This window comes from Actinomyces graevenitzii C83 (assembly GCF_000239695.1).
Lineage (GTDB): Bacteria > Actinomycetota > Actinomycetes > Actinomycetales > Actinomycetaceae > Actinomyces > Actinomyces graevenitzii.
On sequence record NZ_JH470338.1, the window covers coordinates 1541306 to 1555941 of the forward strand.

Below are 14636 nucleotides of genomic sequence, written 5' to 3' on the forward strand. Positions count from 1 at the left end.
TAGTTAGTTGCTTCAGCCGTTAAGGCGCATAGTCTCACGCCTGCCCCGGGTACTGTCCCGATCAGCAGGCGTGAGTTTTTAGTAGTGGTGTTGCTAGCGCTGGCGTTGCTAGCGCTAGTTTGTTGCCGACTTTGGCGCTGCTAGTAGCGCTGGCGTTGCTAGCGCTGGTGATTTTGTGCGAGCTGGTAGCGCACCCAGCGGCGCTGGCCGGTGGCAATGGCCAGGCCTCGCTCCACAAGTTCACGCAGCTCACTTCGCGCCTGCTCAGCGCTCACGCCGAACTGGTCGCGGTAGTCGCTGTTGCTCCAGATACGACCGTGGCGCATGTCTACCAGCGCCTTTTTCTGGTTCTGGTTCAAGCCCAAAATTGAGCCGAGCCCACCAAGCCAGGTCAGATCGCCGTCGGGAATTAGGGCCGAGTTCGGGAAACGCACCGTGAAGGACACCCCGTTGTCATAAAAGCGTGGCTCAGCCATTCCGGCGTCGCGCAGTTCCCGACGTGCCTCACGAATCCCTGTGCCCATGGCCTCAATAACGCGCCCATTATGGCCTTGGACGTTGTGGCAGATCTGATAGAGCTTCTCATTTACTGCGGGGTGTTCACCAGAACCAAGCCGGTCAACCGTGATCCCCCACAGGCCGCCTGGATTTGTCAGGCGGAATCCGTCATGGGTGATTCTCAGATCAATGCCTTTGCCACGCGAGGCTTCAGACAGATCACGGTGAACCAGTGCGTTAGCGATCACCTCGCGCACTGCCACCATGGGCAGTGCATATTCTGTGTTGCCGTCACCTTTACTAGTGACGGTTTGTTTTGATTCTACGTTTTGCCTAACCCATTCCAGGGCGTCATCGAGAATTACCGGTAGGGCTCCAGTGAAATCACGGCGGTTAACTGCCCGTTCATCACCTCTACCTTCAACTGCCGCTGTAAGTGTCAGGTGAGGTAGAAGCCGCTGTGGGTACTCACCTAACGCATATAGGCCAGCCACCGTAAGCTCTGTGCCCGCACGGTCTGCGACGACGCCAGTGTAGTAAAGGACATCCGTGTCGTTTTCGTTAACCAGTCGCGGGGTGGTTTCACGTACAGCAGCAATATAACGGGAGACTAGTTCTTCATCTAGATCTTCCCGGCAACTACCAGCCACCACCTGGCCATCTGCATCTGGAACGTTGAATGTTCCAAGTGTTTTGCCGTCAGCATCGACTTGGCAAGTATCAACCTTGAGGTCCTCAAGATCGTTGATCATAGAGCTAATTCTATGTCATAGACCCCTGTTTCTATATCATAGAAGCCATTTTTAAGGCATTTTTACTTCATAGAACCCTATTTTGACTTCATAGAAGCCCTAAAAATTTCATAGAACCGGCTCTACGACCGCCCCAAGCACGCTGCGCTAAATACTGGATCAGCGTGGTAGTTAAGGTAGCCACCAACATTATTGGGGCCAATATGTAGTGTGCAGCCACTGGGCAGATACTGGCCTGCGTTCGTGTACGACGGCGCTAGGCAGTAACTCGCTTACCCGCGCCAATCAGGGTGATCTGATCGGCTAACTCTAGCGCATTGGCCTAACTGTACGTATTGCAGTACCTGGGCTAACTTACGCCGGGCATTACCTGCCCCGTTAGGGCCTAGCAGGGCGTGAATCTGGCCGTATTTAATGTCCAGGCTTAATCCGTTAACAGCCACAAACTTGCCCTTGTTGAATCTGCGTTTAAGCCCGCGAGCTTCCACCGCAATATCTGCCATACAAAAAACCTATTCGCCTATCCCGAAGATGTCTAGCAGTCGCCGCTAGATCCGGCGCTGCTGAAAGCCAAGGTCCCACTTAAAATTCAGGCACCCTTCAAGCGGGGGATATGGTGAGCATCACTAAGGGTTAATAATGGATAAATTTTAGCCTTCGAGTACTACACTAAAGCACTGGCAGCCCCACCACTGGAGCTACCAGGTCAAACTCTCCCCATTTTCCTTAAAACGTTGTTGTTTTCCCTACGGAAGCAGGGATAAGGCAGGAAGGTGGCGATTGTGTTTATTACGGTTCCCCGCAAAAGCGGGTATAAGTGTTTGAACCTGTCTCACTTAGGCCGCAACCTCAGTTTCCCCTGCTCACAGCAGGTTTGTGGAAGTTAACAACTTTAATACGCATACACGCATATGCGCATATGCGTGTATGATCCAGGGTTAGCGCGATCACCCAGCCGGATGGTTAGTGCTGTTGATTTATCAAGGAGATTGAAATGATTACCGAAATGATTCTTGCTGCTGGCGCTGATGGTACCGACATTCTCAGCAAGGCATTGGCTCTCTTCGTTAAGTTCGCAACTATCGGTGGTGGCCTGTGGACTGTGTGGGGTGTTATCACCCTGGCTGGCGGTCTGCGTGACCACCAGGGACCCCAGATCCAGTCTGGTGTTTGGCAGGCTGTTGGTGGCGGCTTGATCGTGGCAGCAGCCCAGCTGTTTAGCGCTATCACGTTGTCATAAAAATTATGGCCCTTGAAATCAAGGTCTACCGGGAAATCACCGCATACCAATCAAAAGTAATGCTTGGCATGAGCTGGCGTCAGCTAGCTTGCGCCGCTAGCGGCCTTGTGGTCGTTAGCAGTGTTTACGCTGCTTGTTACCTGATTGGCCAGGAGTCACTTGGTTCGTGGCTAACTGCGCTTTTAACTATGCCTTTTGTAGCTGTTGGGTGGATCAGGCCTAAAGGTTTACCGTTTGAGCGTTACGCGGGTTATGTGTGGCGTTTTAACTGGAATCCACAACTGCGCGTGTACGCGCAAGACCCTCAGCTTTCTGCTGAGATCGCGTCAGAAAGGTCAGCGGATGTTCTTCGCAAACAAAAACCGCCAAAACGAGACGTCATCAGAAGCCTCGAACTTGACCGGTAAACGCAAGCGTAGCGAGAAGGACGTTTCGCGCGTTAAACGCAACACGGCTCAAAAAGCCCTCCAGTATGAGGCTATGACTGACACTGGTATTTGCGTGCTAGGGGACGGTCATTACTCGGTTACGTTAAAACTGGAAGACATTGACTACCAGCTAGCCCCTGAGGATGACCAGCAGGGCATTATTGAGCAGTATGCCCAGTTCATTAACTCTTTTGATGCTGGCCAGTCAGTACAGTTAACGGTAGTTAACCGCCACCTTGACCGTGAAACGCTTAGTAAAGCTGTCTCGCTTTCACCTCGTGGTGATGGCCGGGACGAGTACAGGTGGGAGTATAACGACCTGATTAACGCGCGTCTGGCTGCGGGGCGTAACAACACGGTCACTGATAAGTATGTGACTATCACGGTTGAGGCCGATGATTTTGAGCATGCGACTTCAGTTTTGGCGCGCGTGGCCACGGAAAGCATAGCCCAGCTGCGTTCAGTTGGTGGTTGCAGGGCTGAGCGGGTTAGCGGTGAAGAACGCGTCAGGTTGTTGCATGATATTTTGCGCCCTGACCAGCCTTTCCGTTTCACTTATAACGACTTGGTTGGTTCTACTTTGACCACTAAAGACGTGGTCAGTCCCTGGGCTATTGATTTTCGGGAAAACCCTGCCACGATCACGTTTTCTAACGAACACGATTCTTACTACCAGACCCTGGTTTTACGTGACCTGCCTGCTTGGCTGTCAGACCGGTTAATGAAAGATCTTAGCGAACTGACTTGTGAGCTGGCCCTGGCAGTACATTTCCGCCCGCTTGACCATGCCGAGGGCCTGGACCTGGTTAAACGCCAGATCGCTGAGATGGAAATGCAGCGTAGTAACGAGCTACGTAAAGCCCGTAAGCAGGGTAATGGTGAGGAATCTATTCCTCACGAACTGGTCGCTTCCCGTCAAGAGGCCCTGGAGCTACGTGAACAGCTTGAGTCTAGTAACGAAAAACTGTTCACTACCACGATTGTTATTGGTGTTTCAGGCAAAACCCGTGAAGAGCTAGCTGAAGCTGTTGAACAGGTACGCGCTGCGGGCCGTAAACAGTCTTGCGGCTTTGAAACCTTGAAATACATGTAAGAGGACGGGCTTAACGCTGTCCTTCCCCTAGGGGTGTGTAGGCTACCAATTTTCAGGACCCTAACCACGGCTACCGTGGCCGTGATGGTGCCCTTCACTACCCAAGAGCTATTGCAGCCTGGCGGGCGGTTCTATGGGGTTAACGCGATCTCTAAAAACCTGGTGGTGGGTTCTAGAACTGCCACCATGAACGGTAACGCTTTTATCCTGGGTACTACTGGTGCCGGTAAGAGCCAGTTCGGTAAAGGTGAAGCTTTCCAAACTTTCCTGGGTACAGACGATGACATCATCATTGTTGACCCAGAAAAAGAGTATGTGGCTTTGGGTGATGCTATGGGGGCCACGCGTATCGAGATTAGCGCGGGTTCTACCGCCTGTATCAACCCGCTGCACATGGACCGTGACGCCAACGCTGATGATGGTAGCCCAATCAAGCTTAAAGCCGAGTTCATTTTGTCTCTGTGCGAGGTACTTATTGGTGGGGCTAGTGGCCTGACCCCGGTTCAACGCTCGATCATTGACCGGTGCGTTACACGCATTTACGGGCATTTCTTGCAAGATAAGCGGGCGCTTCCTCCCACACTTAACACCTTGTTTGAAGAGTTAAACGCTCAGCCTGAAGACGAAGCTAAAGCGATCGCTACCGCCCTAGAGCTTTACGCTTCTGGTTCATTTTCTGGTTTCTCCCAGCAAACCAACGTTGATACGTCTAACCGCGTGATCGTTTACGACATCGCCCGGCTCGGGTCGGACATGAAAACGTTTGGTATGTTGGTGGTTTTGGAGCAGATTTGGGCTCAGGTACAGGCTAACCGTAGCTTGGGTAAGCGTACCTGGCTTTATATTGACGAGTTCCACCTGCTATTTTCTAACGAGTACGCGGGCGCGTATTGCCAGATGATTTGGAAGCGTGCACGTAAGTACGGGCTGATGCCAACTGGTTTAACTCAAAATATTGAAGAGTTGCTGATTAGTGAGCGTGCCCGGCTTATGTTGGCTAACTCTGACAGTCTGGTTTTGCTTAACCAGACTGCGACTGATGCTTCTACGTTGCAGTCTTTGTTCCACTGGTCGGATAAACACCGTAGCTATTTCCAAAATGTTGGGCCTGGTTGCGGGTTGTTGAAGATGGGTGTGGCCATGGTGCCGTTTGACTCGCGTATTCCTACTTCAACCAAGCTTTACCAGCTTTACACCACAAAGTTTGGTGAGGTGTTCTAGATGGATTTCAGAAAATCTGATAAAGAGATTATTAACTCGGACATGTTCAGTGACATCCGAGTTGATACTCGCCGTTCTAGCGCACTGGGTAAAGCCTATGGGTTGGGTGCTAAAGTCGGCTCTGGGGTCGTTGGCTTGGTGGGTAAAACCGCTGCTGACGTGCTTAAACAACAAATCAAAGCCCCCGTCGACAATAGGAATAATGATGTTACCTTGGCTGATAGTCAGGGTGGGGCGGTTAAAACTAGCCTACAAAATGCATCTAGTCTAGGCCGCAGCACTGGGACTTCCATCGGCAAAAAGTTTGGGAGCAAGGTTGACACCAAAGTTAACAATGTTGCCCGCCGAGCTTTAAAACAACCCACTAAAGCCCAGGTCAATAGTCTAACTAACCGCGTGGTTGGGGCCCGCTCTAAACGTCAGGCTCGCCGTAAGGTTTACAAGGAGCTAGCTACCGGTAAAACCGCACCTGCGCGCGCAGCCAGGAGAGTGGTCAACTGGGCGGCTAGGAACGTAGCCGGGATAATCTCTAGAATTATAGGTTTAGTTGTAGCTAAAATTTCTGGCGCTGTTTTGGCGATCTGTATTATCCTCACACTAGTTATGTTAGTATTGTCACTAATTTCTAGTTTTTTACCATCCTGGATTACCGGTATAGAGGAAACTAAAAAAGAAGCTGAAGCTACTGTGGCCGTTGCGGGTGTGGTGGCCAATGGTATGGGTAATGATTACCCTTATAAAGACCGCCAATATAACACGGCTAACAATGCTACTGGCTACTATTTTGGTAACTGCACGGACTTCGTGATTTGGCGGGTTAACCGTGATGACGGGGTTTTACACGAGCCGTGGAAACACATTAACCACAACACAACCCCTGACGGTGGTAATGGTTATGAGTGGGGGGCAGATACAGCTTTACCAGGTTGGGTTAAAGTAACCAAACCAAGCCCTGGTGACATTATTTCGTTCCAGCCCGGCTCACAGGGCGGGCGTTGGCATGCGCAGTTCGGGCATGTGGCCTATATAGGCCAGGTGTCAGTTAACGGCTCTATAACCGTTGAAAACTATGGCACTAACGAGTATTTCATAACGAAATACACTGCCGACGCACTAAGCCAACTAGTGTCTACTGGCCAGGCCATTATCAAGCACAACCCAAACTCAAAGCTAAAGATTAAAAAGATTGGTGACTCCTCGATTGTTAACCCCGGTGGGGGTGATGCGGGTGTGGGTGGACCTTTAACTCCAGATGCAGCTAAAGCGGCTGCTAAATCAATGCTGCCCGCCTATGGGTGGGATGAGGGCCAATACCAGTGCCTTGAAATCATGTGGACTAGAGAATCCAACTGGAATTACGCGGCTGAAAATCCTGGCTCGGGTGCGTATGGAATCCCTCAGTCTTTACCAGCCAACAAGATGGCCTCAGTTGCCTCAGACTGGCACGATAATGCGGTTACGCAAATTAAGTGGGGGCTGGGTTACATCAAAGAACGCTACGGTAGCCCATGCCAAGCTTGGGCTTGGTGGCAAGCACATAACTGGTACTGATAGGTGGTGAATGCGGTGACTGGTCGTCAGCGTGGTTTAGTGGCTTTGATTGTAGCCATATTGGTTGTGGTTGTTGGGTTAGGTGGATTCCTGGCTTGGGCAGCTTTCAACCACGGAAAAGAAGAAAAGGCTGCTTTAAAACCTGCCCTGGCAGCTTCAGCTTCCACCAGTAGCGAGACTAACGAGCCTGGCGAGAGTGGTGAGGGGGCTTCACCTACCCAGATAGATGGGTATTCGAAGGATTTTAACCCCACCCAAGCACAAAAAACCTTGGCTATCACCACGGTTAAAGCAGTAGTGCCCTGGAAGCAAACTGAGAGCGCTTCACAGCGTGAAAAGCGTCTTAGCAAGGTTTGCAGCAAGGCTGTAGCTAGTCAAGAACCGATCTGGCAAAGCATGTCTGGCCAGATTCCGGGGGCTTGGATTGAGGTACTAGAGGTTGACGAGCCAGCTACTTCCACTAATGACGGCCACGTTATTGGTGTGGGCGTGATGGTCACTTACCGGCTACATATTCCCCACAATGACGGGACCGAGGTTATAGCTACGGACACGGCATTGTGGGTGGTTGAGATGCCCGCTAAAGGAAAAGTTGATAAGGCTACGGCTGTTATATGGCCAAAGCTCTAAAAAGGGAAGGGTGTTTGTTATGAGGCTTGATAGGGATTTAACTGCTCAGCAGCTTTGGGCGATCGCGTCTGATAGGCAACATCTTAGCTACGATTTGTTAGACGAGATTGTTGATCATCCTGCGACGTATCGGGCTTTATCTGATTGGGCTGTTGACGCACTTGGCGCGAGTGATATTTCTAGCCTGGCTGATCCTCCCGCGCCTGAGGTTGAGGCCGCAGCCCCTAAACGTGGGTTTCGCTTGCCTGGGTTAGGACGCCGCGATAGTGAACCTGAGATTGGCGAAATTTTTTCTCCTGATCCGCCTCCAAGTGAACAGGTACCAGCGGTCAATCCTTGGTTAACTGTTAATCCGGCCATTGACCAAAATCCTATGACACTGCAGCAGCCTGCACCTCAGACCACTCCTCAGTCTGTAGTACAACAGGCTAAGCCTCAGGCTGCATTTGAGCCTCAAGCTCAAGCCACACCCCAACCCAAGCTCCAGCCCCGGGTTCAAGGCACATCTGGAGTAGTTGCTAAAACACCTGTCTGGTTACATCGTCCTGCCCCCATGGGAGCTGTAATCGTGTTGGGGGTTATTCAAATCCTAGTCGTGTTAGCGCTGGCTACGGTTGCCATGCGCCCAGTCTCTACTCCTACCCCTGTGGTGACCCCCACCGTCACAGTTACTTCTACAGTAACAGTTACACCGACCGCTAGCCCTAGCGTTAAAGCTAGTCCTAGTGCAACTGTCACCCCTAACGTTGCGGCTACTAAAGGAAGCGTGAAAAAGCCATGATGAAAGGCATGATTAAATACATGCTAAAAGCGATAGTATCGCTAGATACACGCAGTATTAATGGATTGACAGATTCTTTGCAGGGACACACAGCACAAGCATATAAAGTTGTTACAAATCTTCACTCTACGGCCGTATTACCAGTTTCTACAGTAGTCATATCCATTATATTGGTGCTTGAGCTTGCACGTAATGCAACCCATATGGAAGGTGACCACCAGATGGGAGTCAAAATTATAGCTGCAACCATGTTTAAGTCAGCACTGCTAGTGGTTGCAGCTCAAAACTCAATGATGTTTTTAAATGCGATTAATGAGATATCTACAAAAATTATCGCAGGCATCTCTAAAACTAATAATAAAATTTATAAGCCTGACGAACTACCAGACAGGGTAAATAAACTGATAGAAGATGCTGGAACCGTGGACCAAGCTGGTCTAGTGATGATGCTGCTACTACCGTTTATAATTAGTATTGCAGCACAGGTAGTAATACAGGTAATGGTAATTATACGCTTCGCAGAACTTTATATTATGACTGCGTTTGCCTCACTACCAATTGCATTTTTAGGACATCCAGACACTAAAAGCATGGGGATTTCCTATCTGCAAAAATACGCGGCAGTATCCCTACAGGGAGCTACACTTATGATGGCTGTAGCCCTGTACAGTGAATTTATAAACTTCTCAGGGCAATTTGCCAGCATCGGAAAGAATCAATCACTTAATGATTGGATGTTTACCAACTATGCACAATTCGTTATTTGTCCAGTGTTACTCATGATTTTAATTTTGAGTTCAGGGAAACTCGCTAAAGCGATTGTAGGTCAGTAAAAGGTAGGGCGACAAAAAGAAAGAGGGGGCATCAAGTTTCTCAATGCCCCCTCCTAGCACAAGCAAACTACTTTTTTAAAATAGTAAACTTGTATACTCCTGAATTTTCAAGGGAAACCGTACCATCACCGTTTATCGTTACGATATACGGTATCGGGTCATTGGCGAAGCGTAATACTGGCTTACCCTCCGACCAGTCCTCCACAGCAATTTTCCAATTTTTACCTCGAGGATCAATGCAATTATTAGGACTTACATTAATCTCAGTTTCCACAGTCTTATCAGCATTAAGGGCTACAGTAATCCCCTTACACTCATCACTAAGACCAACTAATTTTGTTCCAGACAGGGCAGCTTCAGTTTTCTTAATAATCTTCTCATTGGCTGCCTTTTTAGCGGCAGTGGCAGCGTCATCTGCTCGCCTTTCCTCATTAGCCGCCTTAGCCTCAGCAAGAACACTCTTAATCGCAGCAGAATCAGGGGCCACCGTCAACCTCTGCTTATATTCTTGGGCTTGTGAGGAACTTAAACTAGTCATAGACGAAAGCGAGGCGTAAGCCTGCGCCCTATCGTCCGAAACGCTATTACCACAGCCAGACAGGGCTAACGCAGTGCACGCCATTACTGCCATAAACGCCGATGTTTTTTTCATGGATTCTCTCCCCTTTCACCTCCAAGGCTACCCCTAACCAGTAAAAACGTAAAGACGCATTTACGTCTTACTGTTATGATTAGTGACGTGTCAACGCAGGACCCAGCCCCCCTTCCCCGGCGCACACCTTCACATCGTGCGCAGATTGCTATGACGCCTCATATGTTTCGACAGTTACGGATTTTGGCAGCTAAACGCGACACTTCGGTTACCGCCCTAGTCGTTGAGGCAATCAAAAAAACGTATCCGGAAATCAGTGATAAGTAGGCAAAAGAATGATTACATTAACGATCGGCCCTGATGGCTCAGGTAGCTATGAGGATGAAAACGGGGTTGAGTCTTTAACTGCTAGCAGCCAGGAACAGCTACGTTCTTTGTTGCTGGGGAGGGCTGCCTCTCGCGCTCGCCAGGAAGGGCAACCTTTGCGCGTGGTAGCTAAGGATACCTCTGGGCTCACACATTTGCTGATAACTCCTTCAGGAGCTATCAGCCTAGCTAAGGCAGAAGAACCAACCCCCGAACCCACGTCTCAGAGCACCCCTGTAAACCAAATGCCAACTGTGCATGCACCGGCTACACCTGCCCAGCCGGTAGCGGTACCAGCTTCGGCCCCTCAGCCAATGCCTACGCCTACCCAGGTAAACCAGCCAACGCAAGCCATGGCAACGCCTGCGTCCCAGCAACCAATGCCCCAAGGAATGCCGGTGTATCAGCCGGCACCTGCCCAGCAGGCACCTCAGGTTATGCCTGGTCAAGTGAATCAGCCTACTTTTCAGGGTGCCCCTGCTAACTATGCGCCACAGCAGTCCCTCGCCCCACAAAACGCGCCGTCGTTTCAAATGGGAACTGCGCCAGCACCCGTTTCACGGCCTCGCCCTGATTCTTTCTTAGCCCAAAGCTCTGCTGGTGGCCCTAAACCAACTGGTTGGCGCGCTGTTGCTGGCCGCTTAGGCCTCAAAGTCCAAGCCAGCCAAGCCCAATGTCAGCAATGGGAGGATGAACGCACTGTCTCTCAGCACTGGCCCGGCCCCCGCACAATCGCGGTACTCAACGGTAAAGGCGGGGCGGGTAAAACCCCCACCAGCATTCTTTTGGCCAGTAATTTCGCGCGTTTAGGCTCAGGGTCGGTTGTAGCAGCAGACGGTAACGTCACACGCGGCACGCTAGGCTGGCGCACCGAACAAGGACCACACAACGCCACCATCTTGGATATGGTCCCGCAAACTGAGGTTTTAATGGACCCCTCAGCCCGTAACGGTGACGTGGCCGCCTACACCCACCACCAAACCATCGACCAATTCGATGTCCTACGCTCAAACCCACTACTACTATCAACCGAGCAGAAACTAACCCCCGAAGAACTAGACGGTATTCAGCAGGTTTTAACCCGCTACTACCGCATGATTATTTGGGATACCGGTAACGATGAAGGCGACAGTCTCTGGCTACGCATCGTCAGCCACGCTGACCAGATCGTTATTGCCACAACCACCCGCACCGATCACGCAGAAGCCGGGCGCCTACTTTTACAAGGCCTATCCAGCCGCGATGAGCGTAGCGCGGCCCTGGCGGCTAACGCGGTAGTGGTTATCTCGCAAGCAGACCGTGAAGAACCCCCGGCTACTTCACTAGTAGACGGTTTCGCTGGTATCGCTCGTGAGGTAGTCACTATCCCCTATGACCGGGCTATGCGTGAACAGTGGCTACGTTCAGACAAGCTAGCCCCTGCTACCCGGGCGGCCTGGCTACACGCCGCCGCCGCCGTAGCACGCGGCCTATAAAGAGTGCTTGGCCCCAACAACCCCAAAAATAGGGGATTGTTGGGGCCATATCCTTGTCTAACGTTTTACAAGGGCGACCATTAAGCTCATCAGCAATATCATCAAGATTCGCCTCAGACCAAACCGATAGATCAGTCTCTTTGAGCAAGTACTGACGCAAACCTCGTTAGTGTTCTCGTTAGTGCCACGCCGCTAACAACACACCAAGACATTGTCTAGAAAGCGGCGTTTAGTAACTTCTAGTCCATACTTGGCTGGACGTTTAGCCAACCACTACCAACCTCTTCGCTAGGGGCTTCCTGCACTTCAGCGGTTGAAGCAACTGGGATATATTCGAAAAAGCCAGTTTCAGGGGCCTGTAGTTTACGTGATTTAAATGGTGGTATACCACGAAGTAAATACAGGCAAGTACCGCCATCAAGACGCCCGATCTCGTCAGGTGTCATCAGCTCACGCCCCTGCGACCTAAGCGAGCGTGACCATGAACCATTAGTGCCTTTCTGCTCGGAAGTGTCTTGGCTGATAATGGTTTCTTTACCTAAACGCTTAGAAATAAACTCTGTGGTGCTGGGCTCGTTACCACCAAGGAACAGCAGCGAATCACAGTTACCAACGATGGTTTCCCAGTCGTCCTTGTACAGTGACTTGCCTTGGGCGTAGGTCTGCATAATGATTGACGTGCTAATACCGCGTGAACGGATAACCGCGATTTTACGTTCAAACGAGGGTAGCTTACCGATATTCGCAAACTCATCCATGAAACACTGAACCGGCACCTCTAGGCGGCCTGAAGGATTGTGGTCGGCCAGGTACATGTTTCGTTCAAAGAACAGCTCGTAAAAAATTGAGGCTATGAAACTAAAGGCCTGGTGACTATCAGGGATCACCAGGAAAATTGCGCTACGGCGTTTACCTACCTGGTCAGCATCTATAGTGTCAGAACCCAAAATACGGCGTAGCTGCGCCATGTGCAAGGGCGCCATACGTACACCAAGGGAAATAATGATACTTTTCTTGGTTTCCCCTGCGCCCTGGGTGTAAATATTGTACTGGCTACAAGCAAACCGTAACCCATTAAGCATTATGGTAGCTTCTTCGTCGTACTCGTCAGGGTTTTGATCGAAAACTTCCACGCATTCTTTAGCAACACTAAAAATTGCGTCGATCTCGCTGGTAGCCTCCTCGTTTTCCTCAGAGGCCTGCATTTTAGCCAGCATATCCACTACATCAATCAAGGTACCTTGAGCGCCTTTAGTGAAGTAGATGTATGAGACAAACGCTGTCAGTAGCGCGCGTTCTGCTTTCTCCCAGAAGTCTGACCCACCGCTAGGTTTTTGGCCCGAGGTGTTTGTGATCAGGTTTTCCACCAAGATAGCGCAGTCAACTTCAGCCTGCTCAGGGTTGAAATAGCGTAGCGGGTTGAACGTGTCGCTACGGTCAAAATCAATCAGGTTAAGGCTACGTATCTCATAGCCTTTATCTTTTAGGCCTTGTCCCATAGCTCGCTGTACCTCGCCTTTAGGGTCTGTCACCAAAAACGAGGTGTTAGCTTGTGCCAGGTTAGGCATCACGTAGTAGCGTGATTTACCAGAGCCAGAAGAGCCGATAATCAGGGCATTTAGGTTACGTTGGGTTTTACGTGAGTCAAGGTTTAGTGATTCGGTGCGGGTGAACAGCATGTCGGTTTTCCTGTCACCAACAAACTTCCTAGCTTCACTAGGTTTCGCCCAGCGAGCCGAACCTTGTTCTTCACCTGGCCGGGTGGGTTTCCTAGCCCCATACATGTACAGGGCTATCAATAACACCAGTGCTATCCCACCAAAACCGCCTAACACGTCAGCCCCCGCAAACGAGATGTGTAACGGGTGAGCGGTTAAATCCAGCGTGAACCGGTCGATTATCTGGGAAAAGTCACGGCCCGCCTCCTGGTCAGTACGCACCTGCCAGGTGACCTTATTAGCGCACCACCAAGCTAAAACAGCCAGGATAGAAGCGAAAAAAATCTTGCCTTTACTCACTTTCACTGCCCCTTGTTCTTGCGCGCTCCATACTCAGACGGCGGTTAACCCTACTTACTTGAGTAACCGGGTGTAGCTGGTCAGCCCGGCCTTCCATCATTTCCAAAACCCTTTGCCGAGTTAACCGGCGTTTAGGTTCCTTATCCCTGACTTGCTTGTCTTGACTTTGCAAGGGTTGGTGGACTTGATGTTTTTGCTCCGAGCCTGGTTTCATCTCACGAGCTAACTGCTCACGTAAACGCTGCACAATCGGCTCTGGACTACCCACGGCCACAATCACACTCTCACCAAGCGGATACAGCCAAGCTGGTTGAGCTTTAATACCGTACCTGGCGATAACTGCACGAGCCTGCCCGCTACTAGCATCGATTAATTCAACATCAGCTAAACCTTTAAAAGGCCGTGTCATTGCTGTTTCGTCGCTGCTAGTGCGGGCAATAGCCAGTACCCTACGCGCCATGAGCTAGTCTCCAAATGGCTGACTCATCATGGCTAAGACGGTGGGCTAGAGTGAAAAACTCGCCCTGCCTGTTCCCCTGCACAAGCTCACCGTGCACTAGCACCTGATCGCCTGGCTTAAATTTCTTCTCTACCACGAACCTGGCTAGATCACCTTGAGCCTGAACCCACTCAGTTACCCTGTCTTGCCCTAAAACTGTTTCAATTTTGAACAAGGCAATATCAGGGCTGGTACGCACAGTGATTTGCCCAGTGATCGTGCCCGCCATGAACACTTTTGCATAGGACGCCATCAGCGAGAGCCCCTGTTATGGCTGGGAGTATAACGACTGTTAACTTTCTTTTTAGATTCCTCGACGAGCTTTTGCGTACGTTGCCTGATGATTTCTTTCATCTCTTTTCTAGTCATTTTTTAGGCGGCTTCTGCCCCGGCTGCCACTTATCAGGCTGAGCATTATCAGGCTTACCTTTGTTGGGCTGGCCTTCGTCGCGCTTTTGATCACGGTCAGGTTGCTGGTCCTGGTTGCGGTCGGGCTGCTGGTCATCCTTACGGTCAGGCTGACCTTCATCACGCTTTTGATCGCGGTCGGGCTGCTGGTCGTCCTTGCGGTCGGGCTGACCTTCATCACGCTTTTGATCGCGGTCGGGCTGCTGGTCGTCCTTGCGGTCGGGCTGACCTTCATCACGCTTTTGATCGCG

Annotated in this window: 14 protein-coding genes and 2 pseudogenes; 9 read left to right on the forward strand and 7 right to left on the reverse strand. The window is 50.8% G+C overall.

The window, feature by feature from the left end; all coding sequences use genetic code 11:
- Window positions 1-158: 158 nt before the first annotated feature.
- Together HMPREF0045_RS06535 and HMPREF0045_RS11405 are read right to left on the reverse strand one after the other, a co-directional pair.
- Window positions 159-1250 carry an ATP-binding protein gene (locus HMPREF0045_RS06535; protein WP_005986690.1) on the reverse strand — a complete coding sequence of 364 codons (1092 nt, stop codon included), beginning with the start codon at window positions 1248-1250 and terminating at the stop codon, window positions 159-161.
- Between the two features lie 272 nt (window positions 1251-1522).
- Window positions 1523-1753: a hypothetical protein gene (locus tag HMPREF0045_RS11405; RefSeq protein WP_005986692.1), complete on the reverse strand. Its 231-nt coding sequence runs from the start codon at window positions 1751-1753 to the stop codon at window positions 1523-1525.
- Between the two features lie 491 nt (window positions 1754-2244).
- Between HMPREF0045_RS11405 and HMPREF0045_RS06545 the strand changes: the two genes are divergently transcribed.
- From HMPREF0045_RS06545 to HMPREF0045_RS06565, 6 genes and pseudogenes are all read left to right on the forward strand, one after another.
- Window positions 2245-2490, forward strand: coding sequence for a hypothetical protein (locus HMPREF0045_RS06545; RefSeq protein ID WP_005986693.1), 246 nt, complete (start codon window positions 2245-2247; stop codon window positions 2488-2490).
- 5 nt (window positions 2491-2495) lie between these two features.
- Complete coding sequence (locus HMPREF0045_RS10175; RefSeq protein ID WP_081466800.1) at window positions 2496-2897, forward strand: PrgI family protein; 402 nt, start codon at window positions 2496-2498, stop codon at window positions 2895-2897.
- Window positions 2833-5232, forward strand: a pseudogene (locus HMPREF0045_RS11350) (VirB4-like conjugal transfer ATPase, CD1110 family). The gene HMPREF0045_RS10175 and the pseudogene HMPREF0045_RS11350 overlap by 65 nt, the downstream one beginning before the upstream one ends.
- Window positions 5233-6783: a CHAP domain-containing protein gene (locus HMPREF0045_RS09730; RefSeq protein ID WP_005986701.1), complete on the forward strand. Its 1551-nt coding sequence runs from the start codon at window positions 5233-5235 to the stop codon at window positions 6781-6783.
- A gap of 15 nt (window positions 6784-6798) precedes the next feature.
- Window positions 6799-7413: a hypothetical protein gene (locus tag HMPREF0045_RS06560; protein WP_005986703.1), complete on the forward strand. Its 615-nt coding sequence runs from the start codon at window positions 6799-6801 to the stop codon at window positions 7411-7413.
- A gap of 777 nt (window positions 7414-8190) precedes the next feature.
- On the forward strand, window positions 8191-9027 hold the full coding sequence (locus tag HMPREF0045_RS06565) for a type IV secretion system protein (RefSeq protein WP_005986707.1): 837 nt from the start codon (window positions 8191-8193) through the stop codon (window positions 9025-9027).
- Window positions 9028-9094: 67 nt separating this feature from the next.
- Here HMPREF0045_RS06565 and HMPREF0045_RS06570 read toward each other — a convergent pair whose 3' ends face one another.
- Window positions 9095-9679 (reverse strand): hypothetical protein, encoded by a 585-nt coding sequence (locus HMPREF0045_RS06570; protein WP_005986708.1) that lies wholly within the window; start codon window positions 9677-9679, stop codon window positions 9095-9097.
- 162 nt (window positions 9680-9841) lie between these two features.
- Between HMPREF0045_RS06570 and HMPREF0045_RS11355 the strand changes: the two genes are divergently transcribed.
- Together HMPREF0045_RS11355 and HMPREF0045_RS09735 are read left to right on the forward strand one after the other, a co-directional pair.
- Window positions 9842-9946, forward strand: coding sequence for a ribbon-helix-helix domain-containing protein (locus tag HMPREF0045_RS11355; RefSeq protein WP_414105152.1), 105 nt, complete (start codon window positions 9842-9844; stop codon window positions 9944-9946).
- A gap of 8 nt (window positions 9947-9954) precedes the next feature.
- The gene (locus HMPREF0045_RS09735) at window positions 9955-11460 is read left to right on the forward strand and encodes an AAA family ATPase (RefSeq protein ID WP_005986710.1); all 1506 of its coding nucleotides are present in this window, start codon (window positions 9955-9957) and stop codon (window positions 11458-11460) included.
- A 58-nt stretch (window positions 11461-11518) separates the two neighbouring features.
- Here HMPREF0045_RS09735 and HMPREF0045_RS11360 read toward each other — a convergent pair.
- The 4 genes and pseudogenes from HMPREF0045_RS11360 to HMPREF0045_RS06590 form a co-directional block, all read right to left on the reverse strand.
- A pseudogene (locus HMPREF0045_RS11360) lies at window positions 11519-11652 on the reverse strand (IS30 family transposase); the annotation flags it as partial.
- A gap of 47 nt (window positions 11653-11699) precedes the next feature.
- Complete coding sequence (locus tag HMPREF0045_RS06580) at window positions 11700-13478, reverse strand: VirD4-like conjugal transfer protein, CD1115 family (protein WP_005986711.1); 1779 nt, start codon at window positions 13476-13478, stop codon at window positions 11700-11702.
- On the reverse strand, window positions 13471-13938 hold the full coding sequence (locus HMPREF0045_RS06585; RefSeq protein ID WP_005986714.1) for a hypothetical protein: 468 nt from the start codon (window positions 13936-13938) through the stop codon (window positions 13471-13473). The genes HMPREF0045_RS06580 and HMPREF0045_RS06585 overlap by 8 nt, the downstream gene beginning before the upstream one ends.
- Window positions 13928-14230, reverse strand: coding sequence for a single stranded DNA-binding domain-containing protein (locus HMPREF0045_RS06590; protein ID WP_005986715.1), 303 nt, complete (start codon window positions 14228-14230; stop codon window positions 13928-13930). The genes HMPREF0045_RS06585 and HMPREF0045_RS06590 overlap by 11 nt, the downstream gene beginning before the upstream one ends.
- Before the next feature lie 217 nt (window positions 14231-14447).
- Here HMPREF0045_RS06590 and HMPREF0045_RS11050 point away from each other — a divergent pair.
- A partial coding sequence (locus tag HMPREF0045_RS11050) for a hypothetical protein (RefSeq protein ID WP_231196686.1) occupies window positions 14448-14636 on the forward strand: 189 nt, incomplete at its 3' end.